This window comes from Stenotrophomonas sp. Steno-C17, assembly GCF_056393165.1.
Genome location: NZ_JBWJPD010000018.1, coordinates 1 through 23064 on the forward strand (window position 1 = coordinate 1; position 23064 = coordinate 23064).

21 protein-coding genes and 2 tRNA genes are annotated in these 23064 nt (G+C 68.0%); 2 read left to right on the plus strand and 21 right to left on the minus strand.

Annotation, left to right across the window (positions count from 1 at the left end; translation table 11 throughout):
* Nucleotides 1-114 precede the first annotated feature (114 nt).
* From pgaD to AC06FA_RS15405, 10 genes are all read right to left on the minus strand, one after another.
* The gene (gene pgaD, locus AC06FA_RS15360) at nucleotides 115-606 is read right to left on the minus strand and encodes a poly-beta-1,6-N-acetyl-D-glucosamine biosynthesis protein PgaD (RefSeq protein WP_478069072.1); all 492 of its coding nucleotides are present in this window, start codon (nucleotides 604-606) and stop codon (nucleotides 115-117) included.
* Nucleotides 603-1856, minus strand: coding sequence for a poly-beta-1,6-N-acetyl-D-glucosamine synthase (pgaC, locus tag AC06FA_RS15365; RefSeq protein WP_312708635.1), 1254 nt, complete (start codon nucleotides 1854-1856; stop codon nucleotides 603-605). The genes pgaD and pgaC overlap by 4 nt, the downstream gene beginning before the upstream one ends.
* 1 nt (nucleotide 1857) lies before the next feature.
* The gene (gene pgaB, locus AC06FA_RS15370) at nucleotides 1858-3747 is read right to left on the minus strand and encodes a poly-beta-1,6-N-acetyl-D-glucosamine N-deacetylase PgaB (protein WP_478069141.1); all 1890 of its coding nucleotides are present in this window, start codon (nucleotides 3745-3747) and stop codon (nucleotides 1858-1860) included.
* Between the two features lie 10 nt (nucleotides 3748-3757).
* On the minus strand, nucleotides 3758-5797 hold the full coding sequence (gene pgaA, locus AC06FA_RS15375; RefSeq protein ID WP_478069073.1) for a poly-beta-1,6 N-acetyl-D-glucosamine export porin PgaA: 2040 nt from the start codon (nucleotides 5795-5797) through the stop codon (nucleotides 3758-3760).
* Nucleotides 5798-6132: 335 nt separating this feature from the next.
* Nucleotides 6133-7338: an MFS transporter gene (locus tag AC06FA_RS15380; RefSeq protein WP_478069074.1), complete on the minus strand. Its 1206-nt coding sequence runs from the start codon at nucleotides 7336-7338 to the stop codon at nucleotides 6133-6135.
* A 199-nt stretch (nucleotides 7339-7537) separates the two neighbouring features.
* Nucleotides 7538-7614: transfer RNA gene (locus AC06FA_RS15385), tRNA-Pro, on the minus strand.
* Nucleotides 7615-7754: 140 nt separating this feature from the next.
* Nucleotides 7755-7831 (minus strand) — tRNA-Pro (locus AC06FA_RS15390).
* A 54-nt stretch (nucleotides 7832-7885) separates the two neighbouring features.
* Nucleotides 7886-8002: a cytochrome bd-I oxidase subunit CydX gene (gene cydX / locus AC06FA_RS15395; RefSeq protein WP_312708630.1), complete on the minus strand. Its 117-nt coding sequence runs from the start codon at nucleotides 8000-8002 to the stop codon at nucleotides 7886-7888.
* 56 nt (nucleotides 8003-8058) lie between these two features.
* Entirely contained in the window at nucleotides 8059-9213 is a 1155-nt protein-coding gene (cydB, locus tag AC06FA_RS15400; RefSeq protein WP_478069075.1) for a cytochrome d ubiquinol oxidase subunit II, read from the minus strand.
* Nucleotides 9214-9228: 15 nt separating this feature from the next.
* Nucleotides 9229-10818, minus strand: coding sequence for a cytochrome ubiquinol oxidase subunit I (locus tag AC06FA_RS15405; RefSeq protein ID WP_312708628.1), 1590 nt, complete (start codon nucleotides 10816-10818; stop codon nucleotides 9229-9231).
* Nucleotides 10819-11046: 228 nt separating this feature from the next.
* Between AC06FA_RS15405 and cydD the strand changes: the two genes are divergently transcribed.
* Together cydD and cydC are read left to right on the plus strand one after the other, a co-directional pair.
* Nucleotides 11047-12792: a thiol reductant ABC exporter subunit CydD gene (gene cydD, locus AC06FA_RS15410; RefSeq protein WP_478069076.1), complete on the plus strand. Its 1746-nt coding sequence runs from the start codon at nucleotides 11047-11049 to the stop codon at nucleotides 12790-12792.
* Nucleotides 12789-14462, plus strand: coding sequence for a thiol reductant ABC exporter subunit CydC (cydC, locus tag AC06FA_RS15415; RefSeq protein ID WP_478069077.1), 1674 nt, complete (start codon nucleotides 12789-12791; stop codon nucleotides 14460-14462). The genes cydD and cydC overlap by 4 nt, the downstream gene beginning before the upstream one ends.
* Before the next feature lie 38 nt (nucleotides 14463-14500).
* Here the strand turns inward: cydC and AC06FA_RS15420 are convergent, their stop codons facing one another.
* The 11 genes from AC06FA_RS15420 to ccmA all read right to left on the minus strand — a co-directional run bounded on the left by AC06FA_RS15420 (nucleotide 14501) and on the right by ccmA (nucleotide 22990).
* Nucleotides 14501-14845: a DUF1294 domain-containing protein gene (locus AC06FA_RS15420; RefSeq protein WP_478069078.1), complete on the minus strand. Its 345-nt coding sequence runs from the start codon at nucleotides 14843-14845 to the stop codon at nucleotides 14501-14503.
* Nucleotides 14846-15958: a homoserine O-acetyltransferase MetX gene (metX, locus tag AC06FA_RS15425; protein ID WP_478069079.1), complete on the minus strand. Its 1113-nt coding sequence runs from the start codon at nucleotides 15956-15958 to the stop codon at nucleotides 14846-14848.
* 156 nt (nucleotides 15959-16114) lie between these two features.
* Nucleotides 16115-17107 (minus strand): tetratricopeptide repeat protein, encoded by a 993-nt coding sequence (locus AC06FA_RS15430; protein WP_478069142.1) that lies wholly within the window; start codon nucleotides 17105-17107, stop codon nucleotides 16115-16117.
* Nucleotides 17101-17577 (minus strand): cytochrome c-type biogenesis protein, encoded by a 477-nt coding sequence (locus AC06FA_RS15435; protein ID WP_478069080.1) that lies wholly within the window; start codon nucleotides 17575-17577, stop codon nucleotides 17101-17103. The genes AC06FA_RS15430 and AC06FA_RS15435 overlap by 7 nt, the downstream gene beginning before the upstream one ends.
* Entirely contained in the window at nucleotides 17546-18163 is a 618-nt protein-coding gene (locus AC06FA_RS15440) for a DsbE family thiol:disulfide interchange protein (RefSeq protein WP_478069081.1), read from the minus strand. Before AC06FA_RS15440 ends, AC06FA_RS15435 begins: the two co-directional genes overlap by 32 nt.
* 8 nt (nucleotides 18164-18171) lie before the next feature.
* Nucleotides 18172-20091, minus strand: a complete 1920-nt coding sequence (locus tag AC06FA_RS15445) for a heme lyase CcmF/NrfE family subunit (RefSeq protein ID WP_478069082.1) — start codon at nucleotides 20089-20091, stop codon at nucleotides 18172-18174.
* A complete protein-coding gene (ccmE, locus tag AC06FA_RS15450; RefSeq protein ID WP_478069083.1) occupies nucleotides 20092-20553 on the minus strand; it encodes a cytochrome c maturation protein CcmE in 462 nt (153 codons plus the stop codon).
* Entirely contained in the window at nucleotides 20550-20735 is a 186-nt protein-coding gene (ccmD, locus tag AC06FA_RS15455) for a heme exporter protein CcmD (protein ID WP_478069084.1), read from the minus strand. Before ccmD ends, ccmE begins: the two co-directional genes overlap by 4 nt.
* Nucleotides 20732-21508 carry a heme ABC transporter permease CcmC gene (ccmC, locus tag AC06FA_RS15460; protein WP_478069085.1) on the minus strand — a complete coding sequence of 259 codons (777 nt, stop codon included), beginning with the start codon at nucleotides 21506-21508 and terminating at the stop codon, nucleotides 20732-20734. The genes ccmD and ccmC overlap by 4 nt, the downstream gene beginning before the upstream one ends.
* Before the next feature lie 43 nt (nucleotides 21509-21551).
* Complete coding sequence (gene ccmB / locus AC06FA_RS15465) at nucleotides 21552-22247, minus strand: heme exporter protein CcmB (protein WP_478069086.1); 696 nt, start codon at nucleotides 22245-22247, stop codon at nucleotides 21552-21554.
* Nucleotides 22244-22990, minus strand: coding sequence for a heme ABC exporter ATP-binding protein CcmA (gene ccmA, locus AC06FA_RS15470; protein ID WP_478069087.1), 747 nt, complete (start codon nucleotides 22988-22990; stop codon nucleotides 22244-22246). The genes ccmB and ccmA overlap by 4 nt, the downstream gene beginning before the upstream one ends.
* Between the last annotated feature and the right edge of the window lie 74 nt (nucleotides 22991-23064).

Below are 23064 nucleotides of genomic sequence, written 5' to 3' on the forward strand. Positions count from 1 at the left end.
ACGGCGTGTCCTGCCCACCCACACCGCCCCGCCATCCCACGGATAGCCAGCTCTTGCCGTTGCCGTTGCTCCAAGCAGGTGCAGGGCTGCAAGCCCTGCCGAAACACCCACCCCTTACAAAAGCGGCTGCCGCGTCAGACCCACCGGGCGTGCGTTGTCATCCATGTGCAGCGTCACGGCCTTGGCGTTCACCAGCAGATCGGCCAGGGCATCGCTGGCGCCCAGCGAATGGGCGATCTCCGTCCGGCTCGAATCCACCCGCGGCGCGCGCCGTTCCTTGCCGGCGAAACGGTAGCGGTTGTACTCGGCCCAGGCGATCAGCAGCAGCGCGCAGCAGACCAGGATGACCGGCAGCGCGATCATCACGAACGGGTCCAGGTGCTGCTTGTGCTGGTACAACTGCACGAACGCCATCTGCCCGCCCAGCAACCACGAGATCAGGGTGACCAGCGGTGCCCACAGGTAGAAGTAGAAGCCCCAGAACGCCAGGGTGACGAAGCCCCACGCAGTGCGCTGCAGGCGCGGCTGCTTGCGTGGCTTCTGGATCAACCGCGAATCGAAGCGGTTGGACGGTTTCTTCGGTGTGCTGCTGCGTACGATGTTCATCGGATCCCCCGGTCAGGGCTGACCCAGGTGGCGCGCTTGCCGCGGCGCTTGAACAGCGTCTTCGGCAGTGCCACCAGAGTGGTGAACAGGCTGATCAACCAGTACGCCATCGGGTACCAGATGACCCAGAAGTAGTTGCGTCCAATGTGTGTTTCGTAACGACGGTCGATGATCAGACTGCTGGCGAACTGCAGCAGGCAGACCAGCGCCAGGATCACGCCGTGCCATTGCGGCAGCAGCGTATCGATGTACAGCGGGGCCGGCAGCGGGATGAACTTGCCCAGCGCCCACAGCACCACGATCAACAGCATGGTGTACGCCCAGAACACGCTCAGGATGTACTCCAGCAATACCCCCCACATGCGCCGCTTGCGCCAGCTGAACAACGAAGCGCCATGCCGCAGCAGCACTTCCACGCCACCCTGGGCCCAGCGCAGGCGCTGCCGCCACAAGCCCTTCAGGGTCTCGGGCATCAGGATGAAGCACAGCGCGTTGGGTTCGTAGCGGATATCCCAGTGGTCCAGCTGCAGGCGCCAGCTGATGTCGATGTCTTCGGTCACCATGTCATCGGCCCAGTAGCCGATGCGGTGCAGGGCGGTGCGGCGGAACGCGGCGATCACCCCGGACACGGTGAAGATGCGCCCGTACACGCGCTGGGCACGCTTGATCATGCCGATGATCGAGGAGAACTCGGCCACCTGCAGGCGTCCCAGCAGGGTGGAACGGTTGCGGATGCGCGGGTTGCCCGTCACCGCGCCAACGCGCGGCCCGCTGGTCAGGTGCCAGACCATCCAGTGCATGGCGTACTCTTCCAGCATCGCATCGCCATCGATGCAGACCAGATATTCAGAACGCGCGGCCAGCGCACCCATGCGCAGTGCATTGGCCTTGCCCAGGTTGCGGTCCAGGTGCACCACGCGCAGGCGCGGGTGCTGCGCGGCCAGTGCATCCAGGCGCGCGCCGGTGTCATCGCGGCTGCCATCGTTGATGGCGATCACCTCGAAGTCCGGATAACGCTGCGCCAGCGCCGCGCCGATGGTGTCGTCCAGGTTGTCCGATTCGTTGTGGCAGGGAATCAGCAGCGTGGCGAACGGGTACTCGTCCATCGGCGGTGGGTCGTTGCGCGGCCGCGACTTCCGCTCGCGGCGGAAGAAGTAGTACAGGCCGCCGGACATCCAGAAGAACGCCATCACCATCGGGTAGAAGAAGGCGAACTGGAACAGGGCATACAGCCAGGGGCTCATGTCCATGTCACTTCTCCGGGTACGGGAAGTTGCGCGCAGACATCGCGGCGCGCGCGTCCACGGTCGACGGCTTGTCGGCAATGAAATCGTCCGGGTACCACGCGAAGTGGCGCACGCCCTGTGCCTGCAGGCGGCGCACCTGGGCGCGCAGGCGCTGGCCACTGATCGGGGTCTGCGTGCGCCAGTCCACGGTCTGCAGCTCGAACATGGTGTGCTTCAGGTCCGGGTCGTGCGCGCGCACGGCGGTCACCAGCCGGTCCAGCCAGCGTTCGGGGTGGCGGCTGCCTTCCATCCACGGCATGGCCATCAGCGCGGTGCGGTCGTAGGCCTTGTTGAACAGGTCCAGGCGCTGGGCGAACCAGTTGGCGCTCTGCGGTTCCAGCACCGGCTGCGCGTACAGGTTGCGCACCGTGCCCAGCTTCGGCCGCCAGCGCTGCGCGCTGTCACGCAGTTCCAGGGTGAAGTCGATCAGTGCCTGGGTGCGGCCGCCATCGGGGCCTTCCTGCGGCAGCTGCGCCAGTTCGGTGTCACGCACGTAGGCATCGTCGTGGAACAGCAGGCCTTCGAAGTACGAATTGATGGCCAGGTCTTCGTAGATATCCTTGATGATCTGCCGCGCCTGCGGCTTGGTGAAGTCCAGCCGGTACATGCCATCGTGTTCGGGGCTGGCAATGCCCAGCGCGGTGCGCTGGGCCGCATCGGGCAGCTCGTAGCCCAGCACCGGCAGCCACGCATACACCTTCACCCCGGCACGGGTCTTCAGCTGCCAGGCCACGCGGTTGAACAGGTCCGCGCGCATCGGCAGGTGCCGGTTGGGGAAGTACAGCGCATCGGCGGTGTTGTTGCCGTCCGGATCGGCGAAGGCCTGCAGGTAGACGTGGGTCGGGCCGACCTTCTTCACCCGTTCGATCAACGCATCCAGGTTGCGCGCCTGCTGGGCCGGGTTGGCGTCGTACACAGCATCCAGGTCGATCTGCAGCGCGCGGGTGCCGTCCAGGCCCACGTTGCGGCGCAGTTCAAAGGCCAGCGAGGCGGTGTTGGGGTTGTTGGTCACCAGCAGGCGTGCCAGCCCGTGCAGGTCGCGGGTGACCGGCGTGCTGCGGCCTTCCAGGTCGAACGACACCGGCATGCCCAGCTGCTCGGCAATATCGTTGCTCATCTGGTTGTAGGCGGCATACGGCCAGACGATCGCCTTCGGGGTTACCCCCAGCTCTTTCTTGATCAGCTGTACGCTGCGGCCCAGGTCCGCGCGCAGGCGCTGTTCGTACTCCTGCGCGGTTTCGTAGCGCTGCGCCTTCGGGTCGTAGACGCGGGTGATCACCGCCGGGGTCTGGTTGCCCTGCGGGTTGGACTGCACGCCGTGGTGCAGGTTGTCGGTGTGGCTGGCCAGTTCGATCAGCCCGCTGGACTGCATCTCGCGCAGCTGTGCCCAGGTCAGGAAATCATCGTGGCCGAACGGGCGGTAGCCGTAGTCGATGGTGCGGCCCGGTGCCATGTCCACGTAATCGGTGATCACCGCCACCAGCGCCGGGTAGTTGTAGGCACGCAGCAGCGGGTACACCCGCGTATAGACGCTGCGCAGGCCGTCATCGAAGGTCAGCAGCACCGGCCGCGGTGGCAGCGTGGCTTCCCCGCGCGAGGCCTTGATCAGCTGCGACAGCGAGATCGGGTGGTAGCCATGCGCCGACAGCCAGTCCAGGTGTGCGGCGAAGTTCTGCGTGCTGACGGCATAGGCATCAGCATCGGCCTTTTCGCCCACGTCATCGCGGATGTCGTGGTAGCTCAGGATCAGCAGGCCGTTGTCGCTGGCATCCAGCTCGGTGGGCTGCTGGGCGGCCGCCGGTTGTGCCAGGGCCAGCAGGCCCAGCAGCACGGTGGTCATCAGGTAGCGAAGCATCCGTTCCATCTCACTCTCCCCAGCGCAGCGCGGCATCGAAGCCGATATGACGTTCACGTTGGCCGTCGTAGACCGGCCGCGACCAGCTCACCCCGTATTCCAGGATGCGCCCCTGGCTGAACTGCCATTCGTGGCGGTAAGCCACGCTGGGAATCAGTGCGCTGCCATAGCCTTCCTGCCAGTAGTCGCCCAGCGACACCGTCAGGCGGTGGCGGAAGTGGCGTTCGTAGTGGCGCCACAGCTGCTGGTCGATGCGCAGGCCGATCTCCACCGAGCGGTCGCGCGAGGGATTGAAGTACGGTGCGTCGTCCTGGCTGCCACGGCTGGTGTAGACGCTGCCCAGGCCATCGATCAGCAGGCGCGGGCGGGTCAGCAGGCGCTGCTCGATCGCGCTGGTCAGGGTGTCGCGGCGGTTGCCGTCGTCATAGCGGAACTGGCTGCCGCCCAGGCTCCAGTGGGTGCGTTCGTTGCGGGTGTAGTCCACGGCCACGGCCAAGCTGTCGGCGGTGATGCCGGAGACGCGCGCCTGCATCGAGGCTTCGGGGTCGTTGCGTGCGGCGGTCACGCCCGCATGCCACTGGTCGTTGAACTGCCAACCGAAACCGCCGCGCAGGCCAGTGTCGCCGATGCTGTCGTTGGGGCGCAGCACGGCGGCCTCGGCGTCGGCACGGCCGAAGCGGTAGCGCACGCCCGCACCCATCCACAGCGGGTTGATCTTCTGGTCCTGGAAGGTGACCGAACGGCGGTCGGCGAAGGCGAACAGCCGCCAGCGATCGTCCAGGATCGGTGTGGCCACTTCCATGCCGTAGTGCAGGTCGTCGTTGCCCAGTGGCGAGGTGCCACCGCCGCCCGAGCTGCGGCCGCCGTCCACGGTGGCCTGCAGCTGCCAGCCGCGGTGTGCGCGCCAGTCACGGTCCATGCGCTGCACCGAGGGCTGGTTGGGGTAGCGCTGCAGCAGGTCGTCGTGCAGCGGCCGCGCCAGGTCGTCGCGCTGCAGCTGCACGTAGGCTTCGTGCATGCCCAGGCGCGGCGACACATCGCGCGGATCCAGGGTATAGGCCATCTGGTGGCGTTCCAGCGAACGCCGCGGCCAGCCACGCATCTGGTACACGCTGCCCAGTGCGGTCTGCAGGCCGCCGTTGCCGGGGCCCACGTCCACCAGCGCTTCCAGCTCGCGCTGTGCGGTGGGCAGGTCACCGCTGTAGGCGCGGATCATCGCCAGGTTCACGTCGGCCTCGTAGCGCGCCCAGTTGGCGTACGGGCTCTTGCCGCCGCCCCAGCGCCAGGCCGGCTCGTCCTTCTGCCAGGCCTGCAGGTAGCCGATGGCCTTTTCCGCCTGTTCGGTTTCCAGGTAGGCATAGGCCAGCTCCGAACGGGACTGGAAGCGCGACGGGTCGTTCTTCACCGCTGCTTCCAGCAGCGGAATGGCTTCGTCGGGGTGCTGGGTGGCCATCATCGAATCGCCCACTGCCGGCAGCACATAGTCGGGCAGGGCATGGCCTTCGGCCTGCAGGGCGCGCGCTTCATCGCGCACCTGTGCGTGCCGTGACAAACGGTTGAGCAGGATCAGCCGGTCCATGCGGATGCGCAGCGGGGCCTGCGCCAGCGGGGTACCGTCGCGCTGCACATAGCGCTCCATCTCCGCCAGCGCGTCCTCGGCTTCGTCCAGGCGGGAATCTTCGGTCTGGCCGTAGGCCAGGCTCCAGTTCACCAGCTTGGCCACGTAGTTCGCTTCCAGCCGGGCCTTCTGGTCGGCGTCGAACAGCTGCGGCCGCGCCTGGTACAGGCGCCACGCCCGATGCGCGTTGCCGATGTCGCCCAGGGTCAGGACCTGCAGCTTGTACAGCAGGTCGTCGTTGGGCTCGACCTGCTGCGCGCGCTCGATGGCGGCCAGCGCGTCAACCCAGCGGGCCTGGTCACGGTAATGGCCGATTTCGGCCAGCCGGTCGGCACGGGTGGCCTGGGTGGGCGGCGGCGCCGCGTGGGCCCAGGACGCCAGAGCGGCGCAGGCCAGGCCGACGCAGAGCGCCAGCGGTCGATGAACAACCATGAATTCCCCCTTCAGCATCCATTCTTAGACGATGTGCAAAAAGTGTGACGCACATCACATGCCAACTTTAGCTGACACGCCCCAAGGAGGCCAGAGCCTCGCTGTTCCCCTTACACGCAACCGCCGCACGACAACGGCCATTTCCATCGCACCTCCCCTTCCGCCAAAGGCTTGGACTGCGAAATCACAGTATTCCGGTGGCCAACGCGGCGCCGGGCGCTGCCGCGGCGGCACGCCGCGGCCCATCGGCCAGCACGCGTCCCGCGTCAGCTTTGGACACGCTACGTCAGTTCACGCCGAAGCGGTGTGTAGACGGGGGAGGCAGGTGGCTCAGATCACCACAGGTCTTCCAGCCGGCGCGGCTTGCAGGCCACCCACGAGGCGCACAGCATCACCGTGGCGCAGCCGAACAGGAAGCCGAAGGGCAGGCCCCAGCCGTTGCTGATCGTGTGCAGCCAGCCGACCAGGAACGGGCCCAGGCAGCTGAAGCTGTAGCCCACGCCCTGCATGAAGCCGGACAGCGCCGCCGAGCCGGTGGCGGTGCGCGTGCGCAGGTTGATCAGGGTCAGTGCCAGCGGGAAGGTGGACGGGCCCACGCCCAGCAGGGCGGCCCACAGCAGGGGCGCCTTCATCGGCGCCAGCAGCAGGCCGGTGAAGGCGATCACGAACGAGAAGAAACCGATCAGCACCAGCGGGAACGGGTTCTGCAGGCGCACCGCCAGCGACGGGATGACCAGCGACGGCAGCAGGCCCAGGGCCGAGAACACGGCCACCATCACCCCGCCGAACGCCGGCGTGGCACCGGCTTCCACCACGATGCGCGGCAGCCAGGTGAACATCGAATAGGTCATCAGCGAGGTCATGCCGAACATCAGCGACATGCTCCAGCCCAGCGAGGTGCGCCAGACCTTGCCGTGCGGCTGCGCGCTGGGATCGTTGGCTGCCAGCTGCGCGTGCGGCGCGCGACGGGCAAGCATCAGCCACGGCAGGGCTGCGGCAAGGGCCAGCAGCGCCCACATGCCCAGCGACACGCGCCAGCCGGCCGCCTGCGCCATCGGCACCGCCAGCAGCGCGGGCAGCATGGTGCCCAGCTGCAGCATGCTGATGTACAGCGTGCTCATGGTGCCCACCTTGTTGGCGAAGTAGCGCTTCACCAGCGGCGGCACCACCACGTTGCCGATGCCCATGCCGGCCAGCGCCATCACCGAACCCAGCAGCAGGGTGCCTACGCCGCCGGCGCTGGAGCGCAGCAGCAGGCCGGCCATGGCCAGGGTCATGGCCAGCAGGGTGGTGCGTTCCAGCCCCAGGCGCCGGGCCAGGGCCGGGGTGGCCACGCCGAACAGGGCGAACGAGGCGGTCGGCAGCATGCCCAGTACGCCGGTCATGGTGGTACCGAAGCCGAAATGCTGGCCGAGCACGTCCAGCAGCGGGGTGATGGACGTCACCGCGGTGCGCAGGTTCACCGCGGCCAGCAGGATGGCGGCGAAGGCGAGCAGCCGCCCGTGCAGCAGTGAGGGCGAGGCGTGGGGTGCGGTGGTCATGCGGAATCCTTGCAGGTGGCGCACGCCCGGTGGTTGGCGTGCAGCGGCGGCACCGGGCCAGGCCGGTGCGACAGGTGGGGGCAGGGGGCCATTGTACGGGGCCGGTGCATTCCGGCAGCCACGCCGGTGGGGTGCCGGTTGCAGATACAAAAAAACCCGGAGGACTGTCGTCTTCCAGGCTTCTTGGTGACCACCGAAGTGGTCGGGGAGACAGGATTCGAACCTGCGACCTCTACGTCCCGAACGTAGCGCTCTACCAGACTGAGCTACACCCCGAAGGGAGCCGCCTATTCTAGCTGTTCACCCCGGTGGCGGCAAGGGGTGAAAGCCGTTTCCTTCACACTGCCGGAGCAGTGTCACTTCAGGGAACAAAAAAGCCTGGACAACCTCACCAGGCTTCAATGCGACCACCGAAGTGGTCGGGGAGACAGGATTCGAACCTGCGACCTCTACGTCCCGAACGTAGCGCTCTACCAGACTGAGCTACACCCCGAAGGAGCCGCCTAAGATACCGTGTGAAGGCCAAGGCGGCAAGGTTTTTTTCACATCAACGACGGTTTTCCTGTTCGGCGCGGTTCTGCTCGCGCGATTCGAACCACATGCCGTTGAGGATGGCCACGGTGGAGGCCAGGCCGGTGCCGAGAATCCAGGCGAAATACCACATGTTCGTTTCTCCTCTATTCGGGGTAGGTGCCGACCGTTGGTCGGCACACCTTCAAATCAATACGCGTTCGGGTTCTCGTCCATCTCTTCGGTGGTCGTCTTGCCCTTCAGTACGCGGTACACCCAGGTGGTGTAGGCGAGGATGATCGGCAGGAAGATCGCCGTGGCCACCAGCATGATGCCCAGCGTCAGATGGCTGGACGAGCTGTCCCAGACGGTCAGGCTGGAACCGGGCTGGCTGGACGAAGGCAGCAGGAACGGGAAGATGGCAAAGCCGACGGTCAGGATGATGCCGGCGATCGATGCACCCGAGGCGATGAACGCCAGGCCGCCGCGGCGGGCCCGCAGCAGCGCCGCGCTGGCCAGTGCACCCAGCAGGCCCAGCACCGGGAACACAAGGGTGAGCGGCATGCTGCTGTAGTTGCGCAGCCAGCCACCGGCGGCCGTGCCGATGGCAGCGGTCTTCAGCAGCGGATTGGTCGGGCCGTCGGTCACCACCTGCGAGGTGATCTGGTAGCCGGGCAGGCCGAAGGCCACCCATGCACCGGCCGCGGCGAACAGCACGAAGCTGATGATCGCCGCCACGCTGCCGTAGCGGGCGGCACGATCGGCCACCGGGCCATCGGTCTTGATCACCAGCATCGCCGCACCGTGCGACACCAGCATGGCCACGCTCACCAGGCCCGCCACCAGGGCGAACGGGGTCAGCAGGCCGAAGAACGAGCCGGTGTAGAAGATGCGCATGCTGTCATCGAAGTGGAACGGCACGCCCAGCAGCACGTTGCCCACGGCTACGCCGGCAATCAGGCCCGGCAACAGACCGCCCACGAACAGCACGCGATCCCAGTTGTCGCGCCAGCGCTTGCTGGGCAGCTTGCTGCGGTACTTGAAGCCGACCGGGCGCAGGATCAGCCCGAACAGCATGGCAAACACCGCCAGGTAGAAGCCGGAGAAGCTGACCGCGTACAGCGGCGGCCAGGCGGCGAAGATCGCGCCGCCCCCCAGCACCAGCCACACCTGGTTGCCTTCCCACACCGGGCCGACCGTATTGATCACCAGCCGGCGCTCTTCATCGGTTTTGGCCACGAACGGCAGCAGCGTGCCCACGCCCAGGTCGAAACCATCCATCACCGCCCAGCCGATCAGCAGGATGCCCAGCAGCAGCCACCAGATCACGCGCAGGGTGCTGTAATCGAATCCAAGAAATTCCATGTGCGTTCTCCTGCCTCAGACCTGGCCGGGGGCCGGCATTGCGGCATTGGGGGATGCGGGGCGGATATCGGCCTGCAGCGTCGGCAGGATCTCGTCCGGCCCCTTGCGGATCGCCTTCAGCATCAGCTTCACCTCGATCACCAGCAGCACCGTGTACAGCGCGGTGAAGATGGCCAGCGTGGTCAGGATTTCATGCAGGGCCAGGCCCGAAGCGGCATAGAAGGTGGGCAGCACGCCGTCCACCGCCCACGGCTGGCGGCCGTACTCGGCCACGAACCAGCCGCATTCGATGGCGATCCACGGTGCCGGCAGCGACCAGACGGCCAGCTTCAGGAACCAGCGCTTGTCCTGGAAGTTGTTGCGGCAGGAGAAGTAGAAGGCCAGGGCGAAGAAGGCGATCAGGTAGAAGCCCAGGCCGGCCATCACGCGGAAGGTCCAGAACAGCGGCGCCACGCGCGGCACGGTATCCAGCGCGGCCTTGGAGATTTCTTCCGGCGTGGCGTTGAGGATGTCCTCGCGGTAACGCTTCAGCAGCAGGCCGTGGCCCAGATCCTGCCAGTGGCGGTCGAACATCTCGCGCGCTTCCACATCGTCCTTGTTGGCACGGATGCGTTCCAGCGCACCGTAGGCCAGCTGGCCGCCGCGGATGCGGTGTTCGGCGCGCTCCACCAGTTCCAGGATGCCCGGGATCGGCTGGTTGGTCGAACGGGTGGCGATCAGGCCCATCAGGTACGGGATCTTGATCGCGTAGTCGTTCTGCTGGGTGGTCTGGTTGGGAATGCCGAAGGCGGTGAAGTCGGCCGGCGCACGCTCGGTTTCCCACATCGCTTCAATCGCGGCCAGCTTCATCTTCTGGTGTTCGCTGGCGGCGTAGCCGCTTTCATCGCCCAGCACCACCACCGACAGCGACGACAGCAGGCCGAACGCAGCGGCCACCGCGAACGAGCGGCGGGCCATGTCACGGTGCTTGTTGCGCAGCAGGTACAGGGCGCTGATGGACATCACGAAGATCGCACCGGTCACGTAGCCGGCGCTGACGGTGTGCACGAACTTGGCCTGGGCCACCGGGTTCAGCAGCACGGCGGCGAAATCCACCACTTCCATGCGCATCGTTTCCGGGTTGAACACCGCACCGGTCGGGTTCTGCATCCAGCCGTTGGCGATCAGGATCCAGACCGCCGACAGATTGGTGCCCAGCGCCATCAGCCAGGTCACCGCCAGGTGCTTGACCGGGCTCAGGCGCTTCCAGCCGAAGAAGAACAGGCCGATGAAGGTGGCTTCCAGGAAGAAGGCCATCAGGCCTTCGATGGCCAGCGGCGCACCGAAGATGTCGCCCACGTAATGGCTGTAGTACGACCAGTTCATGCCGAACTGGAACTCCATCACCAGGCCGGTGGCCACGCCGATGGCGAAGTTGATGCCGAACAGGGCGCCCCAGAACAGGGTCATCTGCCGCCAGACCTGTTTGCGGGTCATCACGTACACGCTTTCCATGATGGCCACCATGAAGGACAGGCCAAGGGTGAGCGGTACGAATAGGAAGTGGTACATCGCGGTCAAAGCGAATTGCAGCCGCGACAGTTCTACGACTGTCTGATCAATCATGGCCTGGCTACCTCGTTGGATAGTGCCGTTGCAGGTGGCGGGAAGGGTGGTCTACGGGGTGGATGATGTGACCGACTACTTCAAACAGCCTTGATCCAGATCAATGTATGAATGGCTCTGCACAAGGATCGTATGCCAAACCGGATGAAGACTGCGACCGCTGGCCGCAGGGGAGGGCGCCTGTGTGTGCCTACAATGCCGGCCATGCCCTGTTGCCTGTGACCCCCTTTGAGCGCTGCCGATCCTTCCGCTGTTGCCACCGACCCGCACGCCGAATCGGCCCTGCAGCGGCGTACCCGTACGGCCTGGCTGGCTGATCTGGCGCGCGCGGCGCGTGGCCGCCAGCGCTTGGCCGCGGTGTGCCTCAGCGTGTCCGGGGCTCTGCTGATCGGCCAGGCGGCCGCCATCGCCTGGCTGGTGCAGCACGTGCTGGTGCAACGTGCGCCGTTGGCATCCGGGCTGCCGGTACTGGGCGGGCTGGCCATCATCCTGCTGCTGCGCACCGCACTGGGCAGCGCCAGCCAGGCGGCCGCCGGCGATGTGGCCGACGCCGCGCGGCTGGCCCTGCGCGAGCGCGTGTTCGCACGCCTGCTGGGGCACGGACCGCTGTGGCTGCGGCAGCGTCGTACCGGCGAGCTGGGCGAGTTGATGCTGCATCACGGCGATGCGATTGAGAACTATTACAGCGGGTTCCTGCCGGTGCGCACCGAAGTGGTGGTGGTGCCCCTGCTGATCCTGGCGGCGGTCGCCTGGGTGGACTGGGTGGTCGCACTGATCCTGCTGTTCACTGCGCCGCTGGTGCCGTTTTTCATGATGCTGGTCGGCTGGGGCGCCGAAGCGGCCGGTCGCGCGCAGCTGGGTGAACTGGCGCGGATGAGCGGGCACTTCGCCGATCGCATCAAGGGGCTGGGTCTGCTGCGCCTGTACGGCCGCGGCGAGGCGGAACTGGCAGGCGTGGAAGCGGCCGCCGAAGGCGTGCGCGTGCGAACGCTGAAAGTGCTGCGTATCGCCTTCCTGTCGTCCACCGTGCTGGAATTCTTCGCTTCGGTGAGCGTGGCCATGGTGGCGCTCTACCTGGGCCTGAGCTACCTGGGACTGATGTCCCTGCATGCCACCGTGCCGACGCTCGGCGCGGGCCTGTTCTGCCTGCTGCTGGCGCCGGAATTCTATGCGCCGCTGCGGCGGCTGGCCGCCCATTACCACGACCGCGCCAATGCGCTGGCCGCTGCCGCCGAAGTGGAACGGCTGCTGCACGCCTTGCCTGACGAGGCGGCGTTGCCTGAAGAAGGCATGCCTACGCGCGCGCCCGAACCGGCCGAGGCCGCGCTGCCGCCGCTGCAGGCGCAGGGGCTGGTGCTGCGCCCGCTGGGCGCGCCGCAGGATGTGCTGAGTGGGCTCGATGTACGCCTGGAACCCGGCCAGCGCCTGGCCCTGGTCGGCCCCAGTGGTTCGGGCAAGAGCACGCTGCTGGAAGCGCTGGCGGGCTGGCTGCCGCCGCGCGAAGGACGCCTGCAGGTGCGCCCCGGCGTGCAGGTGGCCTACGCCAGCCAGCGCCCGTACCTGTTCCATGGTTCGATCGCCGACAACCTGCGCCTGGCCGATCCCGCCGCCAGTGATGCGCGCCTGCGCGCCGTGGCCGAAGCGGCGCAGGTGCTGCAGTTCGCCCAGCGCCTGCCGCAGGGCCTGGATACGATGATTGGTGAGCGTGGTTTCGGCCTGTCCGGTGGCGAAGCACGGCGCATCGGTCTGGCCCGGCTGCTGCTGCGCGATCCGCAGGTGCTGCTGCTGGACGAGCCCACTGCCTTCCTGGATGCCGACACCGAAGCCGCATTGCTGCGCAGCCTGGCCGCCTATGCGCGCGGCCGCGCCGTGGTGGTGGCCACCCACAGCCCGGCGGTGATCGCCTGGGCCGACCGCTGTCTGCTGCTGCCCGAAGGCCGCCTGGTCGATCCGGCGCAGGCGGTGCGCGCATGAGCCGCTCGCCCGATTCGCTGCGCGCGGTGTTCATGCGCCATCGTCCACGCCTGCTGCTGACCGTGCTGCTGCTGTGGATCACGATGCTGGCCGGTACCGCGCTGCTGGGCCTGTCCGGTGGCTTCCTGACTGCTGCAGCGCTGGCCGGTGCGGCGGGGTTGAGCCAGGGCTTCAACTTCTTCTCGCCGTCGGCCGGCATCCGTGGCCTGACCATGGCGCGCATCGTCTCGCGCTATTTCGAAAAGCTGGTGGGCCACGATGCCACGTTGCGCATCGCCCGCGACCTGCGCGTGTGGTTCTTCCGCCGTGCGCTGCCGCTGGCACCGGCGCGGCTGGGGGCCACCCGCACCGGTGAACTGCTGGCGCGCCTGCTGGGTGACATCGGCGAGGTCGATGGCCTGCTGGTGCGCGCGATCGGTCCTTTGCTCGCACTCGCTGCACTGTCACTGGCCGCCATTGCGTCGGCTGCGGTGATCCTGCCATCGGCGGCCGTGCTGCTGGCCGTGCTGGCGCTGCTGATCGGCTTCGGCGTGCCGTGGCTGGGCGTGCGCGGGCGCGATGCCGAAGAAGCCGACCGCGCGGCGCATCGTGCCGCCCTGCGCACCGCCGCCTTCGAAGGGCTGGAAGGTGCGGGTGACCTTGCGGCCCTGCATGCGGGTACTGCGTGGCAGTTGAAGGTGCGCGTTGCGGCCAAGCAGCTGGCGGCGCGCGATCGGCGTCGACGCTGGCGCCTGATTGCAGCGTCCACCCTGCACGGCGCGGTGGCCGGGCTGGGCCTGGTCGGCATGTTGGCGCTGGCGCTGCATGCGGCCGAACAGCAGCGCATTGCCGCGGAAATGGCGGCAGGCCTGGTGTTCCTGACCGTGGCCCTGATCGAGCTGTGGGCCGGCATGGGCCTGGCCTGGCAGTCGCTGCAGTCGGGCCGCATTGCCGCCGATCGGCTGCAGGCCATCGTCGAACAGCCGACGGCCGTGGACGAGCCGCCGGTGCCGCAGGCGGTTCCGCAGGCATCGGCGGTGCAGTGGCAGGACGTGCATTTCCAATGGCAGGGCGCGGCGCGACCGGTGCTGTCCGGCCTGCAGCTGACCCTCGCACCAGGGGAACGCATTGCGATCCGCGGCGACAGCGGTTGCGGCAAGACCACGCTGTCCAGCCTGCTGCTGCGCCTGTGGGATCCACAGCAGGGCCGCTTGACCTATGGCGGACAGGATCTGCGCGGTTTCGCCCAGGCCGATTGGCACCGGCAACTGGCGTGGTTGCCGCAGAACGCCCCGGTGTTTGCCGGCAGCGTGGCCGACAACCTGCGCCTGGGGGATGCCGATGCCAGCGATGCCACGCTGTGGGCCGTGCTGCGCCGGGTGCGGCTGGGCGAATGGGCCGAGCGCAATGGTGGCCTGCAGACGTGGGTGGGGGAAAACGGCGCGACGATGTCGGCCGGGCAGGCGCGGCGCCTTGCGCTGGCGCGCGCGCTGCTGCGCAACGCCCCCATCCTGGTGCTGGACGAACCCACCGAAGGCCTGGACGTGGACACCGCGCACGCGCTGTTGAACGATCTACCGGCATTGCTGGACGGGCGCAGCCTGCTGATGATCACCCATGACGACCTGCCCGACGGCGTGGTGGACGTGCAGTACCGGTTGCGTGACGGTGTAGTGGTCCGCGAAACATGATCGCGGTGCGCTAGCGCCGGGCCATGCCCGGCGGCGGTTCAACGGGAAAATTCGCGCAGCATCACCGCGATGGACGCAACGTTGGCCAGCACGCACAAGCCGAACACCCACTGGAACTGTGGCTTGCGGTGCTTGTGGCGGAACACGGCCTGGCCCAGCAGCGCGCCCGGCCAGCCGCCGACGAAGGCGAGCAGCTGCAGCGTGCGTTCGGGAATGCGCCATTGCCTGCGCTGCGCCGCGCGCTTGTCGTGTCCATACAGACCGAAGGACAGTGCGCTGGCCAGCGCGCACCAGCCTGCCGCCCACACGGGCAACACGCCACTGACGGCCAGCGCGATCAACGCGCCGAACGCCGCCAGTGCCAGGTTGCGCCGCCAGGCCACTTACAGCCCGTCGAGGAAATCGCGCACGGCCGGACCGAAGCGATCGAAATCGACGAGGAATGCATCGTGCCCCTGCGGTGAGTCCAGGCCGATGAAGCGTGCATCGGCGCCGCCGGCGCGCAGGCCATCGGCCACCTGTTGCTGCTGCTGCACCGGGAACAGGATGTCGGTGTTGGCGCCGATGGCCAGTGCCTTCTCTACGCGTATCCGTGCCAGGCCGGACAGCACGTCACCGTCGGCATACTCGGCCAGGTCGAACCAGTCCATCGAGCGGCTCAGGTACAGATAGCAGTTGGGATCGAAGAAGCGCACGAAACGCCGTGCGTGGCCTTCCAGGTAGCTTTCCACCTGGAACTCCAGGCCGAACGGGTCATCGTCGGTCTGGTCCGAATCCAGCCGTACGCGGCCGAAGCGGCCATCCCACTCCAGCGCGGAACGGTAGGTGATCACACCGAGCTTGCGCGCCATGCGCATGCCCGATTCGGGGTAGTGCGCATCGTCGTAGTGCCCACCGTTCCACTGCGGGTCCAGGCGGATCGCTTCGCGCTGCAGTGAACGGATGGCAATGGAGAACGGCAACGCCTGCGCGCTGCCGGAAATGTTGATGTGGCTGCGGGCGATGCCGGGCTGCAGCATCAGCACGGCCAGCGCGGTCATGCCGCCCATTGAATTGCCGACCACGCAGGCCAGCTGGGTGATGCCCAGCGCCTGCACCACCGCGATGGCTGCGCGCGCGCCGTCTTCCACTGACAGTTCCGGGAAATCCAGGCGATAGGGCTCGCCGCTGGCCGGATTCAGCGATGCCGGGCCGGTGGAGCCCTTGCAGCTGCCCAGCGAGTTCACGCAGACCACGAACCAGCGATCGGTATCGATCGGCTTGCCCGCGCCGACCATTGCCTCCCACCAGCCGGCAGCCGGGTTGGCGTCGTTGGCGGCGGCGTGCGCATCGGGCGACAGGCCGGTGACGATCAGGATCGCGTTGCCGGCATCGGCATCCAGCGTGCCCCAGGTCTCGTAGGCCACACGTGCGCCGTGCAGGGCGCCACCGCGCTTGAACGGGAACGGCGAGGGCAGGGCATGGAAGCGGGTGCCGGGCGGAATGAATTCAGTCATGGCGCCATTCTAGCGGGGCGGCCCGTGGAGCTGGCGGCACGCTGGTTTCCATGGACGGCATGCGTTCGAAGCCGCCGGGCATGGCCCGGCGCTACCGGTGGTGCGTGCCCGAGGGGTAGCGCCGGGCCATGCCCGGCGAGCGCAGCGGTGCGTGGGTCAAGGGAACCGCAGCTGCACCACGCCGTCATGCGGCAACGTCACCCGCACGGCCTCGCTCTGCAGGTCGCCGTCGCTGCGGTTGGCGCTGCCGGTGCGCGAAATGCGCGCCAGCACTTCAACCTCGCGATGTGCCGATAGCGGCGCCGTCGGCATCGGGCTGTCCCCGTCGCCCAGCCCGATCGTGGCCGGGAAGCCGGCCAGTGGCAGCTTGCGCGCGGCCACCGGCATCGGTGGGCCGCCCACGGCGCGGGCCAGCACGAACACCTGGGTGCTGGCGGGCCAATCGCCGTGCTTCACCGCGTCGGGCAACTGCACGCGGATCTGCAGCAGTGCCGGCGCGGCCTCGGCCGGGGCATCGGCAGCGAGACCGGCGGCCTGGCGTGCAATTGCGATCTGCGCCTGCAGCGCCTGCGCGGCACCGGGTTCCAGCCGCGGCAGCAGCGTGCTCCAGACCTCAGCCGCTTCGGCATTGCTGCCACGCTGGCGCAGCGCAATGCCGAGCAGCCAGCTGGCCCGCTCGGCGTCCGGTGCTACCCGGCGCGCCTGCTGCAGCCAGGCCATCGCGGTGTCGTCGAATCGTTTGTCCGGGTCCGCCTGGGCGCGCGCCTGCGCGGCCTCTACCAGCACGCCGGCATCTTCCGGTGCCAGTGCGGCGGCACGCGCAAAGGCCTCGGCAGCGGCCTTGGCATCGCCCAGTTCGGTCTGCGAACGGCCCAGCAGTGCCCAGCCGTCGGCGCGCTGTGGATCGCGCTGCAGGGCCTGCTGCAGTGCGTTCACGCCATCGCGCAGGGTGGCCACCGACGGCGCCGGCTGCACCTGCGCGGCACGCGGGTCACCCACCAGCAGGTAGAGACACGCACCGGCCACGCCCAGCGCGAGCACGCCCACCATGAAACCCGTGCGCCCGTGCCGGCGCAGGGGCCACAGCACCAGCGCGGCCATCACCGCGGCCACCAGACCGGCCAGCACCGGCAGTGTGTAGCTCACCAGCCATCTCCTTCATCGGCGTTGCGGTCTGCCGGTGCTGCGGCCACCGCGCGGCCGCGCCGGCGCACGATGCCCAGCACCAGCAGGCCGCCGCCGGCAAGAACCAGCAGCGGCCCCCCCCACAGCAGCCAGGTGCCCGGCTGCAGCGGCGGCTGGTACAGCACGAACTCGCCGTAGCGGGCGACCAGGAACTGCTTGATCTGTGCATCGTCGTGGCCCTGCTGCATCAGCTGCAGCACTTCACGGCGCAGGTCCTGGGCGATCTGTGCATTGGAATCGGCCAGGGACTGGTTCTGGCACTGCACGCAGCGCAACTGCGCGGCCAGGTCGTGGAAGCGGGTTTCCTCGGCCGCGTTGCGGAATGCCAGCGGCCGTGGGTCGTGCAACGGCTGCTGCGCCAGCACGGGCAGGGCCGTGCACAGCAGCAGCGCCAGCAGCGCGTTACGGATTGCCGTGCAGGCCGGTATCGGCATGGCCCTGGGCCCTTTCGATTTTCTGCAGCGCGGGAATCAGCTTTTCGTCCACCACCTGCTGGGTCATCGCGCCGCTGTACTTCCAGCGCACGATGCCGCTGCCGTCGACCAGGAAGGTTTCCGGCGCTGCGGTAACGCCCCAGTCGATCGCGGTACGGCCTTCCATGTCACTGAGCACCACCATGAACGGGTTGCCCAGCGTTTCCAGCCAGTGCAGTGCGTCGGTGGGTTCGTCCTTCCAGTTGTAGCCGATCACGCGCACGCGCTTGCTCTCGGCGAAGCGGGTCAGCACCGGGTGTTCCTCGCGGCACGCCGCGCACCAGCTGCCCCACACGTTCAGCAGATACGGCGCCCCGCGCAGCTCCTCGCTGCGCACGGTCATGCCGGGGTCGTGCAGCACCGGCAGGGCGAAGGCCGGTGCAGGTTTGTCGATCAGTGCAGACGGCAGCACGTCCCGCTGCGGGTCACCCGACTTCATCACCCCATACACCATCAACCCCAGCAGGCCGAAGAAGAACAGCACGCCGATGACGATGGCGATCGGGGGCAGCGGGCGCGCTGGGCGCGGGGCAGGGGACGGCGACATTGAAACTCCTACGGACGACGGAAACGGCGGTCGGCGGCGGTGATGAAACCGCCCAGGGCCATCAGCAGTGCGCCCAGCCAGATCCAGCGCACGAACGGCTTGATATGCACCCGTACCGCCCATGCATTGTTGCCCAGCGGCTCGCCCAATGCCACGTAGACATCACCGTTCAGGCGTGCATCGATGCCGGCCTCGGTCATCACCTGGCCACCGCTGGCGTACTGGCGTTTTTCCGGGTGCAGCAGGGCCTGCTCGCGGCCGTTGCGGAACACCCGCAGATGGCCGCGGTCGGCAACGAAGTTGGGGCCTTCGCGGTGGTCCACGCCTTCGAAACGGACTTCGTAGCGACCCACGACCAGCTGCTGACCTGGCGCCAACGCCACTTCGCGCTGCACGTTCAGTGCCTCCACCAGCAGGGCCCCGGCCAGGAACACCGCAATGCCGCCGTGGGCCACGATCATGCCGAGCATTTCGGCGGTGAAGCGGCCATTGCCGCGCAGCCGCTGCCAGACGAAGCGCGCCGTGCCCAGCGCGACCCAGGCCGCCGCAGCGACGCCCAGGCCGGCCTTCCAGCCATTCTGCGGCGCCTGCCACCACGCCAGCGCGCCCAGCACGATCGCCAGGCCCAGCCACGGGGCCAGCAGGGCCAGGGCGCGCGAGGGCTGGTCGCGTTGCCACTTCACCAGCGGCCCGAACGGCAGCAGCAGCACCAGCGGCGCCATCAGCAGCAGGAACAGGCTGCCGAAGTACGGCGGCCCCACCGAAATCTTGCCCAGCGACAGCGCATCGGCCAGCAGCGGATACAGCGTGCCCAGCAGCACCATGGCGCAGGCCGTGGCCAGCAGCAGGTTGTTGCCCAGCAGCAGGGTCTCGCGCGAGGTAGCGGTGAAGCCGCGGCGCGGATCCTCACTGTCCACGGCCAGGCGGCCGGCCCGCAGCGCGTACAGCACCAGGCTGCCACCGACCAGCAGTGACAGGAAGATCAGGATGAACAGGCCGCGCGACGGGTCGGCCGCAAACGAATGCACGCTGGTCAGCACGCCCGAGCGCACCAGGAAGGTGCCCAGCAGGGACAGCGCGAAAGCGGCGATGGCCAGCAGCAGGGTCCAGCTGCCGAAGGTTCCGCGCTTTTCAGTAACCGCCTGCGAATGGATCAGTGCGGCGCCCACCAGCCAAGGCATGAAACTGGCGTTCTCCACCGGGTCCCAGAACCACCATCCGCCCCAGCCCAGCTCGTAGTAGGCCCACCAGCTGCCCAGCGCGATGCCCAGGGTCAGAAAGCCCCACGCGACGTTGGTCCATGGCCGTGTCCAGCGCTGCCAGCGGGCATCCACGCGGCCTTCCAGCAGTGCGGCCACGGCGAAGGCGAAGGGCACCGAAAAGCCCACGTAGCCCAGGTACAGCATCGGCGGGTGGATGATCAGCCCCGGGTCCTGCAGCAGTGGGTTCAGGTCGCGGCCTTCCAGCGGCGCCGGGTTCAAGCGCAGGAAGGGGTTGGAGGTGAAGATCAGGAAGGCCAGGAAGCCGACGCTGACCACGCCCATCACGGCCAGCACGCGGGCCTGCACCGGCGCCGGCAACTGCCGCGAGAACAGCGCCACGGCACCGGTCCACAGCGCCAGCACCAGCGCCCACATCAGCAGCGAGCCTTCGTGCGCCCCCCATACCGCCGAATAGCGGTAGATCAGCGGCAACAGCGAATTGGAATTCTCGGCCACGTAGCGCACCGAAAAATCCTGCTGCACGAAGGCGGCGGTCAGCACCGCAAACGCACCGGCTACCAGCAGCAGCTGGGCAAACGCGGCCGGGCGTGCCGTGGCCATCCATGCGCTGTTGCCGCGCTGTGCGCCGACCAGCGGCAAGCCGGCCTGCAGCAAGGCCGCCAGCAGCGCACACAACAGCAGGATCTGACCCAGTTCGGGCAGCACTCAGCGCACCTCGGGCGCCGCCACCGGCACGTCGTGCTTGCGATGGGCGTCGCCCATCTTGTCGGCCACTTCCTTGGGCACGTAGTTCTCGTCGTGCTTGGCCAGCACTTCGTCGGCCACGAACACCCCGTCCTGCAGGCGGCCGCTGGCCACCACGGCGGTGCCCTCGCGGAACATGTCCGGCAGGATGCGGTCGGTGCTGACCGGCAGCGTGGCATCGCCATCGGTCACCACGAAGTGCGCCTGCAGCGAACCACTGGGACGATTGAACGACCCCTTCACCACCATGCCGCCCAGGCGGAAGCGTGCCTGCGCGTCGACATCCCCGCGCAACACTTCCGCTGGGGTGTACAGGTAGGCGATGTTGCGCTGCAGGGCGAAGGCCACCAGGGTGGTGGCCAGCCCGGAAGCCAGCAGCAGGAGCAGCACCCAGACCATGCGGCGTCGCTGCACCGGCGTCATCGGCTGAGCTCGGTAGCCAGCGGGGACGGGGCCGTCCCGTTGCTGCGCGCCTGCAGGCGTTGCTGGCGGCGCAGCGCCTGTTGCCGGGCGTGGCGCAGGCGCAGCCACGAACCCAGCGCATCGCAGGCCAGAACCAGCAGGAACACGGCGAATGCCGCGATGAGGTAGGGCAGGTGGGTCATGGCCGTGGCTCCGAATGCGATGCTGCCTGCGCGGTGCCGAAGCGCTCGCCGATCCAGGCCTTGCCGGCCTCGCGGGCGATGTTGTCGGCACGCGCCTTGGCCAGCAGCGAGCCGACGAACCACAGTTTGGTCGCCACCACCATCCACCACAGCGGTGCAATCAGTTCCGGGCGTACGGCGTTTTCGCCGAACACATTGATCGACTGGCGCTGGTGCAATGCCCCCCACCAGTCCACCGAATAGCGGATGACCGGCAGCAGGCCCACGCCGACGATCGCCAGCAGCCCCGCGGCACGCGCTGCGCTGCGGCGGTCCTCGATGGCGTGGTACAGCCCGATCACACCCAGGTACAGGAACAGCAGGATCAGCTCACTGGTCATGCGCGGGTCCCAGTCCCACCAGGTGCCCCACGTGCCCTTGCCCCAGATGCTGCCGGTCAGCAGGGTGATCAGGGTGAAGCCGGCGCCCATCGGCGCACAGGCCATGGCCAGGATTTCGCAGATCTTGATCCGCCAGATCAGGGCGATGGCGGAATAGGCCGCCATCAGTGCGAATACGAACAGGCTCATCCAGGCGCTGGGCACGTGGATGTAGATGATGCGGAAGGCATCGTGCTGGTTCTGTTCCGGCGGCGCGACGAACAGCCCCTGCCACAGGCCGATCAGCAGCACCGGTACCGCAGCGGCGTAGAACACGCGGGACCAGCGCGCGGCGAAACGATCGAAGGTCGGGGGGGAGCCGAGTTGGTGGAACCAGCGGACGATCGGATTCATGCGTGGCGGCTATCCAGCAGGGATGGATTGGCTCTCAGCTCGTTCAACTCAGAGAAATACGGATGGCCGCAGCGGTCGCCAGCGGTGCCAGCACCAGAGCAACCACCAGGCCCGCGGCCAGCATCAGCAGTGCACCCACTGGATCCTGGCCACGACCGGCCGCCGCCAGACTGCCTGCACCGAACACCAGCACCGGTACATACAGCGGCAACGACAGCAACGCCACGAGAATACCAGAGCGCCGGATGCCGACGGTCAGTGCTGCCACCACACCGCCGATCAGGCTCAGTACCGGTGTTCCCAGCAGCAACGATGCCAGCAACATGGGCAGCTGGTCATGTGGCAGATGCAGCATTTCCGCCAGCAGCGGGCTGAGCACGATCAGCGGCAGCGCGGTGGTGGCCCAGTGCACCAGCACCCGTACCAGCACCAGCCAGGCCAACGGCACCGGGGCCAGCAGCCATTGTTCCAGCGAGCCGTCTTCGGCATCGGAACGGAACAGTGAATCCAGCGCCAGTTGCCCGGCCAGCAGCACCGCCAGCCACAGCACTGCGCCGGCCGTGGTGGCCAGCGGTTGCGGGTCGCGGCCCTGTGCGAGGGCGAACAGCACCACCACCAGCAGCGCGAACAACAGCGGCTGCAGCGCATCGCCACGGCGGCGCCAGAGCAGGCGCAGATCGCGCGCCACCAGTGCGCGTGCGGTCTGCCACAGGCCCGGTTCGGTGCCCGGCGCGATCATGCGGCCTCTCCCTGCGCCAGACCCGGCTGCAGTTCCAGCAGGCGCGTGCGCACCGGTGGCGCGGCGTAGGCGCCGTGGGTGGTGACCAGGGCGGCACCGCCGCTGCGCAGGTGCGCGGAAATCATCCGGTTGACCAGGTTGATGCCATCCAGATCGAGGTTGGCGTAGGGTTCGTCGAGCAGCCACAGCGGGGCCGGTGACAGCCAGATGCGGGCCAGTGCCAGGCGCCGCTTCTGTCCGGCCGACAGATGCCGTACCAGGGTGTCTTCGTAGCCGGCCAGACCGACGATGGCCAGGGCGTTGCCGGGCATCTGCCGCGCCCGGCGGCCGTGCAGGCCGCACAGGAAATGCAGGTTCTCCAGCGTATCCAGGTCCGGCTTCAGCGCGGGCAGGTGGCTCAGGTAGGCCACGTAGCGCGCGCGCTCGGCCGTGCTGGCCTGCTTGCCGTCAATGCGCACCTGGCCGGCACCCGGCCGGGCCAGGCCGGCCAGCACGCGCAGCAGCGTGGTCTTGCCGGCGCCGTTGCCGCCCTGCACCAGCAGCGCTTCGCCGGCGTCCACATGGAAGTCCAGCGGGCCGAACACGGGCTCATCATTGCGGGAGAAGCTCAGGCCGCTGGCGGCCAGCAATGCAGGGGTGTTCAAGGGGCAGGGATCTTCATGCCGGGGTGCGGCGGCAATTGTAGCGGTGAAACCTGCCCTGGTAGCGCCGGGCCATGCCCGGCGACCGCAAGGAATATGCAAAGAGCCGCCGGGTATGACCCGGCGCTACCGGGTGAGTCCACGGCCGGTGCCTGGATTTCGTACACTTCCGGGCC

Coding starts and splice junctions, on each gene's coding strand:
- ccmB (WP_478069086.1), bottom strand. CDS start 22,247: ATGATCGCGCCGGGCACCGAACCGGGCCTGTGGCAGACCGCACGCGCA.
- cydB (WP_478069075.1), bottom strand. CDS start 9,213: ATGGAATTTCTTGGATTCGATTACAGCACCCTGCGCGTGATCTGGTGG.
- ccmE (WP_478069083.1), bottom strand. CDS start 20,553: ATGACGCCGGTGCAGCGACGCCGCATGGTCTGGGTGCTGCTCCTGCTG.
- pgaC (WP_312708635.1), bottom strand. CDS start 1,856: ATGGACATGAGCCCCTGGCTGTATGCCCTGTTCCAGTTCGCCTTCTTC.
- metX (WP_478069079.1), bottom strand. CDS start 15,958: ATGACTGAATTCATTCCGCCCGGCACCCGCTTCCATGCCCTGCCCTCG.
- pgaA (WP_478069073.1), bottom strand. CDS start 5,797: ATGGTTGTTCATCGACCGCTGGCGCTCTGCGTCGGCCTGGCCTGCGCC.
- ccmD (WP_478069084.1), bottom strand. CDS start 20,735: ATGACCCACCTGCCCTACCTCATCGCGGCATTCGCCGTGTTCCTGCTG.
- ccmC (WP_478069085.1), bottom strand. CDS start 21,508: ATGAATCCGATCGTCCGCTGGTTCCACCAACTCGGCTCCCCCCCGACC.
- cydX (WP_312708630.1), bottom strand. CDS start 8,002: ATGTGGTATTTCGCCTGGATTCTCGGCACCGGCCTGGCCTCCACCGTG.
- pgaD (WP_478069072.1), bottom strand. CDS start 606: ATGAACATCGTACGCAGCAGCACACCGAAGAAACCGTCCAACCGCTTC.
- pgaB (WP_478069141.1), bottom strand. CDS start 3,747: ATGCTTCGCTACCTGATGACCACCGTGCTGCTGGGCCTGCTGGCCCTG.
- AC06FA_RS15440 (WP_478069081.1), bottom strand. CDS start 18,163: ATGTCGCCGTCCCCTGCCCCGCGCCCAGCGCGCCCGCTGCCCCCGATC.
- cydC (WP_478069077.1), top strand. CDS start 12,789: ATGAGCCGCTCGCCCGATTCGCTGCGCGCGGTGTTCATGCGCCATCGT.
- AC06FA_RS15405 (WP_312708628.1), bottom strand. CDS start 10,818: ATGATTGATCAGACAGTCGTAGAACTGTCGCGGCTGCAATTCGCTTTG.
- AC06FA_RS15435 (WP_478069080.1), bottom strand. CDS start 17,577: ATGCCGATACCGGCCTGCACGGCAATCCGTAACGCGCTGCTGGCGCTG.
- AC06FA_RS15380 (WP_478069074.1), bottom strand. CDS start 7,338: ATGACCACCGCACCCCACGCCTCGCCCTCACTGCTGCACGGGCGGCTG.